21 protein-coding genes and 1 tRNA gene are annotated in these 16,676 nt (G+C 71.1%); 6 read left to right on the forward strand and 16 right to left on the reverse strand.

The genetic code is table 11. The features are described from left to right. Nucleotides 1-36: 36 nt before the first annotated feature. The 11 genes from AC4GYY_RS07030 to AC4GYY_RS07080 form a co-directional block, all read right to left on the reverse strand. Nucleotides 37-459, reverse strand: coding sequence for a c-type cytochrome (locus AC4GYY_RS07030; protein ID WP_491119557.1), 423 nt, complete (start codon nucleotides 457-459; stop codon nucleotides 37-39). Further along, nucleotides 452-1,330, reverse strand: coding sequence for a cytochrome c oxidase assembly protein (locus AC4GYY_RS07035; protein ID WP_491119558.1), 879 nt, complete (start codon nucleotides 1,328-1,330; stop codon nucleotides 452-454). The genes AC4GYY_RS07030 and AC4GYY_RS07035 overlap by 8 nt, the downstream gene beginning before the upstream one ends. After that, nucleotides 1,318-1,626: a hypothetical protein gene (locus tag AC4GYY_RS07040; RefSeq protein WP_491119559.1), complete on the reverse strand. Its 309-nt coding sequence runs from the start codon at nucleotides 1,624-1,626 to the stop codon at nucleotides 1,318-1,320. The genes AC4GYY_RS07035 and AC4GYY_RS07040 overlap by 13 nt, the downstream gene beginning before the upstream one ends. Continuing rightward, a complete protein-coding gene (locus tag AC4GYY_RS07045; RefSeq protein WP_491119560.1) occupies nucleotides 1,623-2,240 on the reverse strand; it encodes a cytochrome c oxidase subunit 3 in 618 nt (205 codons plus the stop codon). Before AC4GYY_RS07045 ends, AC4GYY_RS07040 begins: the two co-directional genes overlap by 4 nt. Then, nucleotides 2,237-4,084, reverse strand: coding sequence for a cbb3-type cytochrome c oxidase subunit I (locus AC4GYY_RS07050; RefSeq protein WP_491119561.1), 1,848 nt, complete (start codon nucleotides 4,082-4,084; stop codon nucleotides 2,237-2,239). The genes AC4GYY_RS07045 and AC4GYY_RS07050 overlap by 4 nt, the downstream gene beginning before the upstream one ends. A gap of 17 nt (nucleotides 4,085-4,101) precedes the next feature. Beyond that, nucleotides 4,102-5,070 carry a cytochrome c oxidase subunit II gene (locus AC4GYY_RS07055; RefSeq protein ID WP_491119562.1) on the reverse strand — a complete coding sequence of 323 codons (969 nt, stop codon included), beginning with the start codon at nucleotides 5,068-5,070 and terminating at the stop codon, nucleotides 4,102-4,104. Further along, nucleotides 5,067-5,525 carry a hypothetical protein gene (locus AC4GYY_RS07060; protein ID WP_491119563.1) on the reverse strand — a complete coding sequence of 153 codons (459 nt, stop codon included), beginning with the start codon at nucleotides 5,523-5,525 and terminating at the stop codon, nucleotides 5,067-5,069. The genes AC4GYY_RS07055 and AC4GYY_RS07060 overlap by 4 nt, the downstream gene beginning before the upstream one ends. Before the next feature lie 108 nt (nucleotides 5,526-5,633). Continuing rightward, nucleotides 5,634-6,518 (reverse strand): NAD(P)H-hydrate dehydratase, encoded by an 885-nt coding sequence (locus AC4GYY_RS07065; RefSeq protein WP_491119564.1) that lies wholly within the window; start codon nucleotides 6,516-6,518, stop codon nucleotides 5,634-5,636. Next, complete coding sequence (locus AC4GYY_RS07070; RefSeq protein ID WP_491119565.1) at nucleotides 6,515-7,282, reverse strand: histidine phosphatase family protein; 768 nt, start codon at nucleotides 7,280-7,282, stop codon at nucleotides 6,515-6,517. The genes AC4GYY_RS07065 and AC4GYY_RS07070 overlap by 4 nt, the downstream gene beginning before the upstream one ends. Before the next feature lie 139 nt (nucleotides 7,283-7,421). Continuing rightward, nucleotides 7,422-7,493: transfer RNA gene (locus tag AC4GYY_RS07075), tRNA-Gln, on the reverse strand. Nucleotides 7,494-7,532: 39 nt separating this feature from the next. Further along, entirely contained in the window at nucleotides 7,533-8,609 is a 1,077-nt protein-coding gene (locus tag AC4GYY_RS07080) for a branched-chain amino acid aminotransferase (RefSeq protein WP_491120226.1), read from the reverse strand. Nucleotides 8,610-8,693: 84 nt separating this feature from the next. Between AC4GYY_RS07080 and AC4GYY_RS07085 the strand changes: the two genes are divergently transcribed. Next, on the forward strand, nucleotides 8,694-9,182 hold the full coding sequence (locus AC4GYY_RS07085; protein WP_491119566.1) for a MarR family winged helix-turn-helix transcriptional regulator: 489 nt from the start codon (nucleotides 8,694-8,696) through the stop codon (nucleotides 9,180-9,182). 384 nt (nucleotides 9,183-9,566) lie between these two features. On the opposite strand, the gene AC4GYY_RS07090 is transcribed toward AC4GYY_RS07085, so the two are convergent. The 4 genes from AC4GYY_RS07090 to AC4GYY_RS07105 all read right to left on the reverse strand — a co-directional run bounded on the left by AC4GYY_RS07090 (nucleotide 9,567) and on the right by AC4GYY_RS07105 (nucleotide 12,119). After that, nucleotides 9,567-9,992, reverse strand: coding sequence for an ExbD/TolR family protein (locus tag AC4GYY_RS07090; protein ID WP_491119567.1), 426 nt, complete (start codon nucleotides 9,990-9,992; stop codon nucleotides 9,567-9,569). Between the two features lie 26 nt (nucleotides 9,993-10,018). Next, nucleotides 10,019-10,495 (reverse strand): ExbD/TolR family protein, encoded by a 477-nt coding sequence (locus AC4GYY_RS07095; protein ID WP_491119568.1) that lies wholly within the window; start codon nucleotides 10,493-10,495, stop codon nucleotides 10,019-10,021. Nucleotides 10,496-10,584: 89 nt separating this feature from the next. Then, nucleotides 10,585-11,391 (reverse strand): MotA/TolQ/ExbB proton channel family protein, encoded by an 807-nt coding sequence (locus AC4GYY_RS07100; protein WP_491119569.1) that lies wholly within the window; start codon nucleotides 11,389-11,391, stop codon nucleotides 10,585-10,587. A gap of 62 nt (nucleotides 11,392-11,453) precedes the next feature. Further along, nucleotides 11,454-12,119: an energy transducer TonB gene (locus tag AC4GYY_RS07105; RefSeq protein WP_491119570.1), complete on the reverse strand. Its 666-nt coding sequence runs from the start codon at nucleotides 12,117-12,119 to the stop codon at nucleotides 11,454-11,456. 229 nt (nucleotides 12,120-12,348) lie between these two features. On the opposite strand from AC4GYY_RS07105, the gene AC4GYY_RS07110 reads away from it, so the two are divergent. Beyond that, complete coding sequence (locus tag AC4GYY_RS07110; RefSeq protein WP_491119571.1) at nucleotides 12,349-13,182, forward strand: hypothetical protein; 834 nt, start codon at nucleotides 12,349-12,351, stop codon at nucleotides 13,180-13,182. Between the two features lie 71 nt (nucleotides 13,183-13,253). On the opposite strand, the gene AC4GYY_RS07115 is transcribed toward AC4GYY_RS07110, so the two are convergent. After that, entirely contained in the window at nucleotides 13,254-13,685 is a 432-nt protein-coding gene (locus tag AC4GYY_RS07115) for a hypothetical protein (protein WP_491119572.1), read from the reverse strand. Between the two features lie 123 nt (nucleotides 13,686-13,808). Here AC4GYY_RS07115 and AC4GYY_RS07120 point away from each other — a divergent pair, with 123 nt between their 5' ends. From AC4GYY_RS07120 to moaC, 4 genes are read left to right on the forward strand one after another with little or no spacing between them, the layout of a single operon-like run. After that, on the forward strand, nucleotides 13,809-14,384 hold the full coding sequence (locus tag AC4GYY_RS07120) for an anthranilate synthase component II (protein WP_491119573.1): 576 nt from the start codon (nucleotides 13,809-13,811) through the stop codon (nucleotides 14,382-14,384). Further along, nucleotides 14,381-15,382: an anthranilate phosphoribosyltransferase gene (trpD, locus tag AC4GYY_RS07125; RefSeq protein ID WP_491119574.1), complete on the forward strand. Its 1,002-nt coding sequence runs from the start codon at nucleotides 14,381-14,383 to the stop codon at nucleotides 15,380-15,382. The genes AC4GYY_RS07120 and trpD overlap by 4 nt, the downstream gene beginning before the upstream one ends. Next, nucleotides 15,379-16,164 (forward strand): indole-3-glycerol phosphate synthase TrpC, encoded by a 786-nt coding sequence (gene trpC / locus AC4GYY_RS07130; RefSeq protein ID WP_491119575.1) that lies wholly within the window; start codon nucleotides 15,379-15,381, stop codon nucleotides 16,162-16,164. The genes trpD and trpC overlap by 4 nt, the downstream gene beginning before the upstream one ends. Further along, nucleotides 16,161-16,634 carry a cyclic pyranopterin monophosphate synthase MoaC gene (gene moaC / locus AC4GYY_RS07135; protein ID WP_491119576.1) on the forward strand — a complete coding sequence of 158 codons (474 nt, stop codon included), beginning with the start codon at nucleotides 16,161-16,163 and terminating at the stop codon, nucleotides 16,632-16,634. The genes trpC and moaC overlap by 4 nt, the downstream gene beginning before the upstream one ends. The last annotated feature ends 42 nt before the right edge of the window (nucleotides 16,635-16,676 follow it).

A 16,676-nucleotide genomic window follows, 5' to 3' on the forward strand; every position in this document is an offset into this window, starting at 1 on the left:
AAGGTCCGCGCTCTCGCGACCCGCAGCGGTTGGAAGTCAGTCTTCGGTGTAGAGGTAAGCCGCCATGTCGCGGGCGTCGCGCTGGGTGACGCCCATCTCCGGCATGCCGGTCCCGGGGGCCACCTGCTGCGGATGCATCAGCCAGCGCACCATCGCCTCGGGTTGGTTGGCAAGCCTGCCCGCGAGTTCGGCCCGGACGGCGATCTTTGCGAGGCTCGGGCCGACCATGCCGCCCGCCCCCGCGACGCCGGGGATGACGTGGCACCCGCCGCAGCCGTAGCGAACGAGCGCGGCGCGACCCGCCTCGGTGGAGCCGTGCGCCGCCCCCTCTGCGCGCGTCCGTGCGGCTGCCTGCGTCTGTGCGTAGAGGATCACGCCGGCGAGCGCCGCGACGCCGACCACGAGCAGGATCAGCGACACGAGCCAGATCAGGCTGGCGGGGAGCGGGCGCCTAAGCACGCGCGGGCCTCAACACCCGGCGCATCAGCACGAGCGCCGCGCCGGCGTGGACCAGGCCGCCCGGAACCCACATCAGCAGCCCCGCCAGTTGCTGGTCCTCCGCCGGAGTCAGGCCGAAGGGGGCGGTGCCGAGCCGGGCGTAGCCGGCGTACCAAGGGCTCGTCGCAAACGCCATTAGCGCACCGAGCGCGCCGGATACGATCGAGGTCGCGACCAGACACAGAGCGGCGACTCCTGCGGGAGTGCGGCGCGACAACATGGCACTCCAGAACAGGAGCGCGCTGACCAGAAACGACAGGTGCTGCGCGACGTGCCAACCGTCGCTCGCCAGTGCGCGATCGAACAGGAAGGGCGCGTGCCACAGCCACAGCGCCGCGGCTTGCAGTAGCGTGGCCGCCACCGGCCGGGAGAGCGTCGCCCAGAGCGCCGCGACGGGTCGCGCTCCTGCCCAGCCGCCCATTCGGTGTCGGGCGACGGGCGGGAACGCCCAGAGCATGATCGCCAGCGGTTCCGACAGCACCAGCAGGGGGGCGGCGACGAGCATGATCAGCTCGTGCTCCAGCATGTGCGCGGCGAACGACCGCTCTCCCGCCGCGTGCAGCGGCGAGACCAGTGCGAGCGCGAGCGTCGCCCAGCCGGACGCGAACAGCCGCGCGCGCCCGACGAGCGCCGCCGCGCCCCGCCCGGAGCGAGCGCGGAGCCGCCGCCAGCCGACCGCGAAAACGCCGACTGCGACGAGCAGCGGCACCACGATCGCGGGATCGAGCGTCCAGCCCGGCGGCTCGTCGTGCGGGCGGCCGGTCTCGTGCGCCCAGGCGGGCGCGGTCCACAGCGCGGCGAGCGCCAGGAAGAGCCGCCTCAGCGCAGGCATGCCGGCACCAGCAGGATCGCGAGCGTCTGGAAGGCGATCGCGAGCGCGAAGATCGCCGCGACGGCGATCGCCAGATGCGCGAGCCAGGGATCGGCCTGCACGCCCTGCGGATGCGCGCGCCGCCACGCAAGCCGCGCGCCGAGCGCACAGGCACCCAGGCTCGCCGCGCCCCAGACGATGCCGACGCCCGTGCGCGAACAATCGGCGTGAAGCAGCGCGGACAGGCCCTGCTCGAACACGAACCAGGCCGCCGGCGGCAAGACCAGCGCGGTCCAGGCCTGCGCGCGCGCGCTCACACCGCCCTCGGCGACCAATAGAGGAGCGCGTAGATCGGCAGCCAGGTCAGGACCACGAAGCTCCAATAGTTCGCATTGTCCTCGATATCGGCGAAGCGATCGGGCTCGACCTCCCGCGTGACGATCAGCGCCGCGAGCACCGCGGTATCGCCCCAATCGGTGACGATATGCGTGGTGTGAAGCACCAGCAGCAGCCAGACCACCGAGCCATAAGCGTCGGTGTGCCAGTCGACGTTCAGGTGCGCGAACTCGAACCCGCGCGGCACGAACAGGGCGAGCCCGATCGCCGCCATTGCCATCACGCCGCGGCGTACGCCGCGCGCGTCCTTGCGACGCGCGCAGCGGAGCACCCACAGATTCGGGATCTCGCTCGCGAGCAAGCCGGCGGTGAAGATCACGCCCCAGGTGAGGTCGGGCGCGCGGTCGCCCGGCGGCGGCCAGTGCGGCAGCTGGGTCATGAGATAAAGATAGGCCGCGGCGGCGAGTGCGAAGCCGGTGCCCTCGATCACCATGAAGCCGATGTTCCCCCACCAGACGAGGTGGCGCGAGCCCTCCTCGGTGGTGGGAAGGTCCGACAGATCGCCGATGATCTCGATCTCGCGCGGGGACGTCATTTCGCCTCCCCGGGCTTGGGCCAGAACCAGCCGATCAGCGCCGCCGCGATCGGCAGCGCGCCGGCGACGATCGCCCACGGCGTGAAGATGCTGCCGAGGAACATCGCCGTGACCGCCAGCGCCGACACCAGCGGCCAGATCGACGGCGCCGCGCTCTTCTGGCGGTAGAGCGGGGTCGCGTCGGCGACGGAGGTCACGAGCACCTCGCGTCGGTCGATCGCGATGCCGTCGTAGACGCGCAAGGCCAAGCGATCGTCCCACATCGGCGTGAGCGACTCGACCGTCGGCGTATAGGCCACGTTCCACGCCGGCGGCGGCGAGGCGCTGCCCCACTCGAGCGTGGAGCCGTTCCACGGATCGTCCCCCGACGGCGCGCCCCGCCAATAACTCAACAACGCATTGCCGACGAAGACGAGCCCGCCCACCACCGAGAGCGCGCTGCCCGCGGTCGCGACCTGGTTGAGCGTGTCCCAACCCATGCCTTCGGGATAGGTGTAGACGCGCCGCGGCATCCCCATCAGCCCCAGGAAGTGCATCGGGAAGAAGCCGAGGTTGAAGCCGCCGACGATCAGCGCGAAGGCGATGCGGCCCCACGCCTCCGACATCATCCGTCCGGTCGCCTTGGGATACCAGTAGCAGAACGCGCCGAAGAGCGGGAACATCGCGCCTCCCACCAGCACGTAGTGGAAATGGGCGACGACGAAATAGGTGTCGGTCAGCTGCAGGTCGAGCGCGGCCGACGCGGTCATGATCCCGGAGAGTCCGCCGAGCACGAACGTGACGACGAAGCCGATCACCCACAGCATCGGCGTCGCCAGCCACGGGCGGCCGTTCCAGATCGTCGCGATCCAGCAGAAGATCTGCAGTCCCGCGGGCACCGCGATCGCCATGCTCGCGGCGGTGTAGAAGTCATTCCCCAGTCGCGGCAGGCCGACTGCGAACATGTGGTGGACCCAAAGCCCGAAAGCGAGCGCGCCGATCGACATGATCGACAGCACCAGGACGTTGTGCCCGAACAGCGGCCGCCGCGAGAACGTCTCGACGATCGACGAAACGAAGCCGGTCGCCGGGATGAAGATGATGTACACCTCCGGATGGCCGAAGAACCAGAACAGGTGCTGGAACAGCAGGACGTCGCCCCCGGTCGCAGGCGAGAAGAAGTGGGTCGAGACCAGCCGGTCGGCGATCAGCATCGAGGTGACCAGCATGATCGCGGGCATCGACAGGATGGTCATGATCGACGCGACCAGCATCGCCCACAGGAACACCGGCATCCGCGCCAGCGTCATCCCCGGCGGACGCATCTTCAGGATGGTGGCGGCGACGTTGACCGAGGCGGCGAGCGCCGCGACTTCGGTAAAGGTGATCATCTGCGCCCAGATGTCGGCGCGGTGGCCGGGCGAATAGGTCGGCCCGCTGAGCGGCGGATATTCGAACCAGCCGAGATCGGGCGTGACGTCCATCGCATGCGCGATCCACAGCGTCAGCACGCCGCCCAGATACAGCCAGAAGCTGAACGCCCCCAATCGGGGAAACGCCATGTTGCGCTGCCCCAGCATCAGCGGGACCAGCCACAGCGCCATCGCCTCCATCACCGGCACCGACACGAGGAACAGCATGGTCGAGCCGTGGAGCGAGAAGCTCTCGTCGAAGAGCTGCGGCCCCATGCGCGTGTTCTCGGGCACCGACAGCTGCCAGCGCATGTCGAGCGCGAGCATCCCGGCGAGGAACATTAGCAGCAGCGCGGTGACGATGTAGCGCGCCGCGATCCGTTTGTGATCGACCGTGGTGAGAAACCCCCAGAGCCCCGGCGCATCGCGCCAGGTGAGCGAGAGCCGGTCCATCCGGGGCTGATCGGGCGTCATCGCAGCCCCGCCACGTAGCGCGAGACCGCGTCGGCGTCGGCTGGCGCGAGGGCGACGGCCGGCATCTGCGTCCCCGGTTTGAGCGCTTGCGGCTGCACGATCCACGCCTGCAGCCCGCCGCGCGTCATCGCCAGCGTCCCCGCGGCGATCGAGCGGCGCGAAGCGAGGTGCGTCAGGTCCGGGCCGGCGCGCCCGTTCGCGACCGTGCCGCGGATCCGGTGACAGGCGGCGCAGGCGCCGGCGAACACCTGCGCGCCGCGACCGGCCGCCGTGGACGCAGGCCGCGCCTCCGCCGCCAGCCAGGCGGAGAACGCCGACGGGCTCTCGACCTTCACGTCGAACGCCATATGCGCGTGCTGCGCGCCGCAGAACTCCGCGCATTGCCCGCGGAACCAGCCGTCGCGCCGGGGCGTCAGATCGAGCACGTTGCGCCGGCCGGGGATCATGTCGAGCTTGCCGGCGACGTTCGGCACCCAGAAGCTGTGGATCACGTCCGCCGAGGCGAGCGTCACGCGGGTGGTGCGGCCCCGCGGGAGGTGGAGCTCGTTGGCGGTCTCGATCCAGGTTCGGCTCGTCGGATCCCGATATTGGACCCGCCACCACCATTGATGCCCGATCACCCGCACCTCCAGGGCCGGAGCGCCCCGCGTCGCGAACAGCGCCCGGTCGGCCACGAAGCTGCCGACGATCAGCACGGTCAGGCCGATGACGATGATCGCCGCCGCGGCCGGAAGGCCACGGTCGAGCGCCCGGTCGTCCCGCGCGGCCTTCGCCGGCACCCGGCGACCTCGCCAGAGCGCCCACCCGAGCCCCCCTAACACCACCAGATAGACGACGCCCGTCACGCCGACCATCAGCAGCAGCAGATGGTGGAGCGCACGCGCCTGATCGCCCTGCGGCGCCAGCGGCGATTGCACGCCCGAGCACGCGGCGAGCGGCAGCGCACTCGCCAGTGCGCGCTTCATTGCGGCCCGCCCCACGTCGCGCCTGCGGGCTCGCCCTTCTGATCGACGGTGAGCCGCCTGCGCTTCTCCGGCGTGTGCCTGGGCAGATCGCGAACGTAGGCGGTGATCTGCCACAGCTGTTCCACCGGCACACGCGCGGCGAACGCCAGTCGCCCGTGACCATCGGCGATCCGCGCGAAGACCGCCGCGAAGCCGCCGTCGCGCACCCGGTCGGCAAGGTTCTGGACGCCCGGCGACGACTCCCCGTGGCATCCCGAACAGCCGTACCACGCGAAGTAACGCCCGCCCTGCGAAAGCTGGTAGAGGTTGTCCTGATAGAGCGCGATGCGCGCATCCGCGTCGCCTGCGGGGCGCGTCAGCGGCGAGGTCGGCCCCAGGTCGCGCGCTTCGTTGCTGCACGCCGCCACGCCGAGCGCGACGAGGACGATCGGGCGAACGCGCGGCCGGGCGGACATCCATCTTGCCTTGCGGGGACGCGCCTGCATCCGGCGGGTCTGCTCTCCGGGTGCGCGGATGTCGATTGCTTTGCATCAGGCTGCGCGAGCCGCCGCCGGGTCAGCCGATCATTGCGGGAGGAGCCGGGGGAATTCGACGGGAACCTCGCGTGCGAGGAAGCCGATCGGTCCCCCGGTGGTCGCCACCCGGCGCCCGCCCTGGCCGTGGAGCCAGACGCCCCAGCCCGCCGCGACCAACGGCGATGCGCCGCGCGACAGCAGTCCGGCGATCGCCCCCGCGAGCACGTCTCCCGACCCGCCGGTCGCCAGCCCGGTCCCGCCGCCGCCATAATGCAGCAGCGCGCCCTGCGGATCGGCGATGACCGTATCGCTCGCCTTCAGCACCACGACGGCGCCGAGCTCCGCTGCGACCTGCAGCGCGGTGGCGGCCGCGTCCTTGGCGATCTCGCCTTCGTCCTTGCCGGTCAGCGCCGCCATCTCGCCGTGATGCGGGGTGAGGACCAGCCTGCCGCGGAGCGCCGCCAGGTCGTGCCGGCAGTCGCGCGCGCACGCGATCGCGACCGCGTCGATCACCAGCATCGCCTCGCGGCCGCACTGCTCGAGCATCGCGCGCAGGACCGATCCCGCGGCGCCCGCCGCCGTGATGCCGGGGCCGACGACCGCCGCATCGCAGCCGGCGAGCGGCTTGGCGAGGCCGGTCTGCGGGCCCGCGCCGATCTCGCCCTCGTCATCCTCCGCGAGCGCGACGACGCCCGCTTCGGGGACCGCGATGCCGAGTGCGAGCGCCGCCGACGCGACCGTCGCCAGCTGGACCTTGCCCGCGCCCACCCTCAGCGCCGCCTCCCCCGTCAGCCGCAGCGCGCCGGGCACCGACCGCGAACCGCCGACCACGAGCACCCGACCGCGGCTGTTCTTGGTGGTACCCCTGGCGTGGACCGGAAGTGGATTGGCGGCGATCCAGCCACTGTCGATCGGTGTCGCGTCGCGGCTCATCCCCTCACCCCCGTCGTGCGCTCGGGCTCCGCCGTGACCGCCGCCACCCCGTCCCGCGGCCGACAGACGGCGTTGTAGCGGATCAGCGACAATCCCCCGGCGTGGCCGAGGGCGGGGTCGAAGGCGTATTCGGTCACCGATCCGTTGGCGACGTCCCCGTCGCGGTCGATGGCGAGGATCTCCTCCTCGGTCAGCCGCTCGATCACGTAGCGGAGGCACAGGACGACCACCTGGTGCGCCACGATCATCACCCGCCGCTCGGCGTGGTGAAGGGCGATCGTGTCCATGATCGCGCGCAGGCGGAAGATGACGTCGCACCAGCTCTCGCCCCCGGGCGGACGATGATAGAACTTGCCGAGGATGCGACGGAACTCCGCCTGCTCGGGGTGGACGGCGGCGACGCCGCTGGTCGTCAGCCCGTCCAGGATGCCGAACTCCTTCTCGCGCAGCCGCTCGTCGATGCAGATCGGCTCGTCCCCGGCCGCCCCGCCCGCGGCGCGGAACAGGCGCGCCGTCTCGAGCGCGCGCGCATAGGGCGAGGCGAGCAGCACCTCGGGGCGCCGGGCGGGGTCGAGCGTGGCAAACCATGCCCCCAGCTCGGTCGCCTGGTCCCGGCCGCGCGGGGAGAGCGGGATGTCCACGTCGCGGGCCGACAGCGCGATCCGCGCCGCGCCGCTGGCGTGCGCTTCGTCGCGCGCGACGTTGCCTGCGCTCTCGCCGTGGCGGACGATCCACAGCCGGCTGGGATGCCTGGGCGTGCTCACGCGAGCACGGATCGGGCGGCGGATCGTGGCGCGATCATGGACGTGGGCGCCTTTCGCTCCAGGGTTCGGGTTCGGGTTCGGGTCCGCGCACAGCGCATGGGCGCGCCCGTCGCTCCCGGCGCCGGGCGCACAGGCCCGGCTGGGGCGGCAGGATTCGAACCTGCGAATGGCGGCACCAAAAGCCGCTGCCTTACCACTTGGCGACGCCCCAATCCGTCTGGGAGGCGGCGCTTATAGCGCGTGATCCCGCTTAGTCGAGACGCCGGAGCCAGCCGTGCGGATCGGGGGCGCGGCCGCGCTGGATCGCGGTCAGCGCATCAAGCATCCGCTGGGTCGTCTGCCCTGTGGCGCCGCCGCCGATCGTGAAGCCGTAATCGGGGCCGGCGACCCGGCCGATCGGGGTCACCACCGCCGCGGTGCCGCAGGCGAAGCTCTCGACCAGACGCCCGCTTGCGGCGTCCGTGCGCCAGTCTTCGAGCGCATAGGGCTCCTCGCGCACCGTCAGCCCGGCGTCGCGCGCCAGCGTCAGGATCGAATCGCGGGTGATCCCGGGCAGGATCGTGCCGGTCAGCGGCGGCGTGCGAAGGCTGCCGTCGGCGAACACGAAGAAGATGTTCATGCCCCCCAGCTCCTCGATCCAGCGACGCTCGACCGCGTCGAGGAACACCACCTGGTCGCAGCCGCGCCGGATCGCCTCCTGCTGCGCGACCAGGCTGGTCGCGTAATTGCCGCCGCATTTCGCCGCGCCGGTGCCGCCGGGCGCGGCGCGGGTGTAATCGTGGCTGACCCAGAGCGAGATCGCCCGCGCCCCGCCCTTCCAATAGGATCCGGCGGAGGAGGCGAGGACCATGTAGAGATAGTCGGCGGCGGGCTTGACCCCAAGGAACACCTCGCTCGCGATCATGAACGGGCGCAGGTAGAGCGAGCCGCCGTCGATCGGCGGGATCCACTCCGCGTCGGCGCGGACCAGAGCCTCGATCGAGCCGAGGAACAGCGCCTCGGGCAACTCGGGCATCGCCAGCCGCCGCGCCGAGGATTGCAGCCGACGGGCGTTTGCCTCCGGGCGGAACAGCGCGATCCCGCCATCGTCCAGCCGATACGCCTTGAGTCCTTCGAAGATCTCCTGCGCATAGTGGAGCACCGCGGTCGCTGGATCGAAGGCGATGGGGGCGCGCGGCGCGATCCCGGCGCCGTGCCAGCCCTGCTCCTCGGACCAGCGGATCACCGCCATGTGATCGGTGAACACCCGGCCGAAGCCGGGGTCGACGAGCATCGCGCTGCGCTCCGCGTCCGGGATGGGGGACGGGTGGGGCTGGCGAGCGAAGATCACGTTGAAAAGGCTCCATTGCGCCGCGGTCGGAGGCGCGGCGCGGCTTGCGGATGCGTACGGGCGATGGCTATGCCGGTCAACATGACTGCCTCACCCCAGCCTGCCTCGCCCCTGTTCCTGCGCGAGCCCGAGATCCGCCGGGGGCTGGAACTCCTCTATTTCGGCAACGCGCACGTGACGCGCGCGATCGATCGGGGGCTGGCGGAGATGGGGCTCGGCCGCGCGCACCACCGCGCGCTCTACTTCATCGCGCGCAAGCCCGACATGACGGTGAGCGACCTGCTGGCGCTGCTGGCGATCACCAAACAGTCGCTGGGACGGGTGCTGGGCGAGCTGAGCGAACGCGGACTGGTGGAGACCCGGCCGGGCGCGCGCGATCGGCGCCAGCGGCTGCTGCGGCTCACGGACGCAGGCAAGTCGCTCGAGAGCGAGCTGTTCGAGGCGCTGCGCGAGCGGATGTCGCTGGCCTATTCGAAGGCGGGGCAAGGCGCGGTCGGCGGGTTCTGGGCGGTGCTCGAGGGATTGATCCCCGACGAGGAGCGGATCCGGCTGGAGAGTCTGCGCCGCTGACGCGAGGTCGGCGCTTTTAGGACAGGCGCGCGCGTACTGGGCGAGAGGGTCCAAGAAGAAGAAGCGGTTCACGCGAGCGCCGCGAAGAAGGCGGAACGCGACGCGGTTGGCGGCTTGCGGCGCGTGGAGCGTGTGGTCCCGCTCGTGTTGCGTCAGGGCAGATCGCCGCGCCGCTTCGCCTTGAGCGATCCCTCGGGCGACCTCCCCGCCCGCCGATCGCGAGCGGATCTGTCGTCTTCATCGCCCGCCGGTGTCTTCGCGGCCGCGGCGCGAGGCCCTTCTCACGGACGGTTGGCGGCGGTCGTCCCTGTCGGCGAACGCCCGACACGCGAAAGGGCGGCGCCTTACGGCGCCGCCCTCATGCTCGCGCGAACGACGAACCGATCAGAAATCGTTGCGGTACTGCTCGTTGCCGATGAAGCCGAGCTTGGTGATCGGCGACCGCTTGATCACCGCCAGCGTCCGGTCGACCACCTCGTAGCGCGCATCCGGCGACGGCTGGAAGTGGAGCTCGGGCTCGGGCACGATCGCAGCCGACTGCGTCAGATACTGGCGCAGCGTCACCTCGTCGACGCCGACGCCGTTCCACGACACGACCCCGGCCGGATCGATCGCGATCACGTTCTTCTGCGGATCGATCGGCGGCGGGCTCGAATTGTTGTTGACCGGCAGATCGACCTTCACCGCATGGGTCTGGATCGGGATCGTGATGATGAACATGATGAGGAGCACGAGCAGGACGTCGATCAACGGCGTCATGTTCATGTCCATCATCGGCTGGCCGTCGTCGCGGCCGCCACTCATAGCCATGCAATCTTACTCCTGCGTGCCGTTCGTCACAGCCGGTTGATGCCTTCGCCAGGCGCCGGCTCGGAAATGAAGCCGACCTTCTGGAACCCGGCCTGCTGCATCGTGAAGATCGCGCCGCCGACGCAGCGGTACGGGGTGTTCACGTCGCCGCGGATATGCGCCTCGGGCAGGTCGTCCGCGGTGATGTTCGCGCCTAGCCGCTTCACCTCGGCCTTGAGCTTGGTCACCGCCCGGTCGAGCAGCTCGTCGTGGGTGACCGGCGTGGTGTTCCAATAGACCTTGCACTGACCGCCGACGCTGGTGATCGAGAGCGAGACGTTCTCGGGCTTGGTCGTCGTCGGATCGAACCGCACGTCGGGCAGCTTCACCTTCACCGTCTGGATCACGACCGGGACCGCGATCAGGAAGATGATGAGGAGCACCAGCATGACGTCGACCAGCGGCGTCGTGTTGATGTCCGACATCGGGGTATCATCGGCGGAATCGCCAACACTCATCGCCATGGGGGAACAATCCTATCTTCGCCCCCGTCGCCGGCGCGGCGGACGGGGAAGCTGCGGGGCCGCCACCGTGGCGGCCCCGCGAGACCTGCTCAGGCGCGGGTCTGGACGCCGCCGGTCGTGCCCGCCGTGGCGGTCGGAGCGCCCGGCTTGGCGGTGACGCCGGTCGCCGGCTTCGGCGCGCCGGCGAGCGCCGGACGGACGTTGCCCGACGAGGCGAGGTAGCCGAGGACGTCGTTCGAGAAGGACGACAGGTTCTCGGCGATCGCCTTGTTGCGACGCTGGAGCCAGTTGTAGGCGAGCACCGCGGGCACCGCCACGACCAGGCCGAGCGCGGTCATGATCAGCGCCTCGCCGACCGGGCCGGCGACCGCGTCGATCGACGCCTGGCCCGCCGCGCCGATCTTGATCAGCGCGCGGTAGATGCCGATGACGGTGCCGAACAGCCCGATGAACGGCGAGACCGAACCGACCGTCGCGAGGAAGGCGAGGCCGCCGTTGAGCTGCGAGTTGATCGCGGCTTCCGAGCGCGCGAGCGAGCCGTGCAGCCAGTCGTGCGCCTCGACCGGATCGGTCAGCTTGGTGTGCTGCTCCTGCGCGGCGAGACCGTCGTCGACGATCTGCTTGTAGGCCGAGTTCTTCTCGAGCTTGGCCGAGCCCTCGCGCAGCGAGTTCGACTGCCAGAACGCCTGGCGGACGCGCTTGCCCTGGCTGATCACCTTCTGCTGCTCGAACAACTTGGTGAACAGGATGTAGAGCGAGACGAAGAGCATCAGCACCAGGATGGCGAAGACGGTCTGCGAGATCAGCCCGCCCTCGCGGAGCGCGGGCACGAGGCCGTAGGGGTTGCTGCCCTTGCCGGCCGGCGCGGCGCCCGCGGCGAGAATGGTGAGAAGCATGATCGGTTCTTTCCTTGGCTGAATCGGTCAGACGTTGAGAAGTGCGGGTGGAGCCCGCCGGGTCATTCCTGCGGAAGGACCCAGCGGACGGGCAGGGTGGTGTTCGACGCGATCGGCTGACCGTTCTGGTCCTTGGCCGGCGTGTAGCGGACCCGGCTGCGGGCGATCCGGCAGGTCGCGTTGTCGAGATCCGAGTTGCCGCTCGACGACGACACGGAACAGCTCGCCACCCGACCGTCGGGCCCGACCGAGATCGCGACGACGGTGCGGCCCTGCGCCCCGGCGCGCTGCGCCGCCGGCGGATAATCGTCCGCCGAGAAGTAGCGCGTGACGTCGCCCTTCAGCCCGGCCGCCTGCGACACCCGCGGCGGGGCGGGCGGTGGCGGCGGCGGTGCCGGAGGCGGCGGCGGCGAGATGATCTGCGGCGGCGGCGGCACCGGCGTCGTGTTGATGATCACCGGCGGCGGCGTGTTCGTCTGCACGATCGGCGGCGGCGTCACGACCGGCGGCGGCGTCAGCGGCACGTCGGGCGGCGGCGGCGGCGGCTCGTCCGGCGGCGGCGGCGGCGGTTCGTTCACGTCGAACGTGTTCAACTTTTCCGAAACCTTTTTCACGTACTGGTACGCGAGGCCGGTCACGAAAGCGTAGCCGACAGCGGCGAGGATCACCGAGACGACCACGATCGCCACGATCCTGCTGCCGGTTACGTCACGATCAGCATAAGCCATTCAACAAGACGCTCCCTTTTCCCTTGTGGCGACGCCGGGGCGCCGGCCCGCTCGCGCGGACCCTCGCCCCAATTCCGCCTCATGGGCTAATGTATCCTCGAACCGAGGGCGAGTCCTAACTTCCCCTCCTCAACGACGCAAACGCTTTGTCGGGCGCAACAAACGATCAATCGCCGTGCCTGCGGTTTTTGGGGTATGTCCCGAGCCCCAATCCGGTACAAAAGTCGCCATGCGAACGCCGTTCTCCGTCATCCTTCTGGCCACCGTTGTCAGCTCCCCGCCCGCGACGGTCGACGCCGCCGCGCAGACCGCCGCCGCCCCGGCCATCTCTTATGCCGATGCCGCTGACCTGGTGCTGGCAAGCCCGATGATCCTGGACGCGACGATTCGCTCGGCGAGCAAGATCAAGGGCGCGGAGGCCGCCTCGGCCGCGCCGGGGACTCAGCGCTTCTACGTGACGGCGGACATCGCCGCGGTGCTGCGCTCGCCCGGCGCGATGGCGCCGACCGTAGGCTACATCTACGACGCCCCGCTCGACCCCGCCGGGCGGGCGCCCAAGCTCAAGAAGCTGCGCGTGTTCGCATTCGCCCGGCCGGTCGCCGGGGACGCGGGGCAGGTCCAGCTGATCGGGCCTGGCGCGCAGCGCGCCTGGACGCCCGCACTCGACGCGCAGGTCCGGCGGATCGCGGGCGAGGTCGTCTCCCGCGATGCGCCGCCGGTGATCCGCGGGGTGGCGAGCGCCTTCCACGTGCCCGGCTCGCTGCCGGGCGAGGGCGAGACGCAGATCTTCCTGGCGACCGCCGACGGCCGTCCGGTCTCGCTCTCGGTGCTGCGCCGGCCGGGCGAGCAGCCCCTATTCGCGGTCGCCCTGTCGGAGATCGTCGACGACTCCGCCGCCGCGCCGCGCCGGGATACCCTGCTGTGGTATCGCCTCGCCTGCTTCCTGCCCCGTGCGCTGCCGGAGCGGACGACGCAGACGCTCGAACCGGCGGACGCCGAACAGGCGCGGGCGGATTATGTGTTCGTGCTGGAAAGCCTGGGGGCGTGCGGACGGACGCGGTGAGGGGAAGGAGGGAGGCGAAGATCGTGCCCGCTCCTCCCGTTCTCCTCCCTCCCCGCTCCTCGTCCCTCGCGTCAGTCGCCGCCGCCGGGAACCAGCGCGTCGTTGCGTTCGGCGGCGCGCTTCTCGGCGGCATAGGCGCGGTTCCACTGGAGCGCGCAGCCGCTCTGGCCGCCGGTGCCGACCGGCGAGCAGGTGTCGGGCAACCCGCCCGCGACCCGGCTGACCTGATCCATCGCCGCGGCCTTGTTGACCCAGCTTTGGCGCTGCGCCGGCACCTCGGCGGTGTCGCGCATCTCCTTGGGGATGCGATATTGCTCGTCGGGGTTGATGCGGTTGCAGACGACCACCTCGTCGGCGGTCGACTTCGGGCAGGCCTGCCCCTCGCCGAGCGTCACGCTGCGGACGCGCTGGGGCGGCTGCCCCGTTTCCGCCTGCGGATCGGTCTGCTGCGCCGCGACCGGGGCGGCGAGGACGACGAGCGCGAACGCGAGCGGACGGAACATGGGTGCGACCTCCTGGGCGAGGGCTGAACGCCCGCGTGGCCGCTTATATCCGATCCGCAGATTGCCGTCGTGTTGCAATCGCGTGTGGTTGCCCGCGCGCCGGACCCCGCTATGTGCGGCGGGATGATCCTGGTCGTCGACAATTACGACAGCTTCACCTGGAACCTCGTCCACTATCTGGGCGAGCTGGGGGCGGAGGTGCGCGTGGTCCGCAACGACGCGCTGACCGCCGCCGACGCGCTCGCCTCGAACGCGACCGGCTTCCTGATCTCGCCCGGGCCCAAGACGCCCGACGAGGCGGGGGTGACGCTCGATTTGGTGGCCGCCTGCGCCGAGACACGGCGCCCCCTGCTCGGCGTCTGTCTCGGCCATCAGGCGATCGGCCAGCATTTCGGCGGGCGCGTGGTCCAGGGCGGGCTGATGCACGGCAAGACCTCGGCGGTGGAGCATGATGCGACCGGGGTGTTCGCCGGCCTGCCCTCGCCCTTCACCGCCACCCGCTATCACAGCCTGGTGGTGGCGGACGTGCCGGGCGACCTGATCGTCAATGCGCGCGCCGACGGCTTCGTCATGGGGCTGCGCCACCGCACGCTGCCGATCCACGGCGTCCAGTTCCATCCCGAAAGCATCGCGACCGAATACGGCCATGACCTGCTCGCCAACTTCCTGGCCCTGACCGGCGACCGCCCGCCGGCATGACGACGCTCGCGCTCCTTCCCGATCCCGCGACGCCGCTGTCGCGCGAGACCGCGCGCCAGGCCTTCGCCGACCTCCTCGACGGGCGCGCGAGCGAGGCGGCGATCGCGGCGTTCCTGATCGGCCTGTCGGAGCGCGGCGAGACCGCGATCGAGATCGCCGAGGCTGCGCGAGGGCTGCGCGAGCGGCTGATCCCGATCGCCGCGCCGGCGGGGGCGATCGACGTCTGCGGGACCGGCGGCGACGGCCACCACACCTTGAACGTCTCCACCGCGGTGTCGCTGGTGGTCGCCGCCTGCGGCGTGCCGGTCGCCAAGCACGGCAACCGCGCCGCCTCGTCCAAGGCAGGGGCGGCGGACACGCTGGAGGCGCTCGGCCTCGACATGGCGGCGGCGGGGGCGAGCGCGGAGGCGACGCTCGCCGAGCTCGGCATCTGCTTCCTGTTCGCGGGCAACCACCACCCGGCGATGCGGCGGATCACCCCGATCCGGCAGCGGATCGGGCGGCGGACGATCTTCAACCTGATGGGCCCGCTTGCCAATCCGGCGCGGATCACCCGCCAGCTGATCGGGATCGCGCGGCCCGATTACGCCCCGGTCTATGCCGAGGCGCTGGCCCAGCTCGGGGCGGAGGCGGCGCTGATCGTTTCGGGCGAGGAGGGGCTCGACGAGGTCTCGGGCGCGGGACCGACGGTGGTGGTGGCGATCGGCGGGGCGGACCTGCCGGCGCGGGTGGCGCCCGAGGACGCCGGGCTCCCCCGCTCGCCGATCGCGGCGATCCGCGGCGGCGGGCCGGAGCACAATGCGCTGGCGCTCCGCCGGCTGCTCGGCGGCGAGACGGGGGCCTATCGGGACGCGGTGCTGCTCAATGCGGCGGTGGCGCTGACGCTGGTCGGCGAAACCCTGCGCTCCGGCGTCGCGCGCGCCGCCGAGGCGCTCGATTCGGGCGCGGCGAACGCCCTGCTCGATCGCTGGATCGCGCGCGTGAGGTCGGCGGCATGACGATCCTCGACGACATCCTGGCTACGAAACGCGAGGAGGTGGCTGCGCGCCGCCGGGCCACGTCGCTCGCCGACCTGCATGCGCAGGCGCTGGGGCAGACGCCGCCGCGCGGGTTCCGGCGGGCGCTGGATGCGAAGGCGGCGGCAGGGCGCTACGGCCTCGTCGCCGAGATCAAGAAGGCGAGCCCGTCGAAGGGGCTGATCCGCGCGGACTTCGATCCCCCCGCCCATGCCCGCGCCTATGCCGAGGGCGGTGCGGCGTGCCTGTCGGTGCTGACCGACCGCGACTATTTCCAGGGGAGCGAGGAGTTCCTCATCGCCGCCCGCGCCGCTTGTCCGCTGCCGGTGCTGCGCAAGGATTTCACCGTCGATCCCTGGCAGGTGATCGAAGCGCGCGCGATCGGCGCGGACGCGGTGCTCGTCATCATGGCGGCGCTCGACGACGAGGCCGCCGCCGAGATCGAGGCGACCGCGCTCGATCTCGGCATGGACGTGCTGGTCGAAGTCCATACGCACGAGGAGATGGCGCGTGCGGGCAGGCTGCGCTCGCGGCTGATCGGGGTCAACAATCGCGACCTCCGCGACTTTTCGGTCGATTTCGCGCGCACCTACGAACTCGTCGCCCACGCACCCGAAGACTGCACCTTCGTCGCCGAGAGCGGGCTGACGACCCGCGCCGATCTCGACGCGATGGCGGCGCACGGCATCCGCTGCTTCCTCATCGGCGAATCGCTGATGCGGCAGGACGACTTGGCGGCGGCGACGCGGGCGCTGATCGGATGACCCTCACCCACCTCGACGAGGCGGGCGCCGCGCGGATGGTCGACGTCGGCGGCAAGGCGGAGACGACCCGCCAGGCGGTCGCCACCGGCCGCATCGCCATGTCGCCCGAGGCGGCGCGCGCGATCCGCGACGGCGCAGTCGCCAAGGGCGACGTGCTCGCGGTCGCGCGCGTCGCCGGGATCATGGCGGCGAAGCGGACCAGCGAGCTGATCCCGCTCTGCCACCCCCTCCCCCTCACCCGCGCCGCGATCGATCTGACGGTGGAGGACGACGGCGTCACCGTCACCGCCACCGTCGCCACCGCGGGGCGGACCGGGGTGGAGATGGAAGCGCTCACCGCCGTCTCGGTCGCGCTGCTGACGATCTACGACATGGCCAAGGCGATCGACAAAGGCATGACGATCGCGGGCGTGCGGCTGCTGGCGAAGACGGGAGGGAAATCGGGGGAGTGGCGGGCGGAAGCGACCTAGACCTTGCTCCGGCGATCAGGGGGAAACCTGAGCTGTTCGGGG

The sequence above is a fragment of the Sphingomonas sp. SP6 genome (assembly GCF_058313435.1).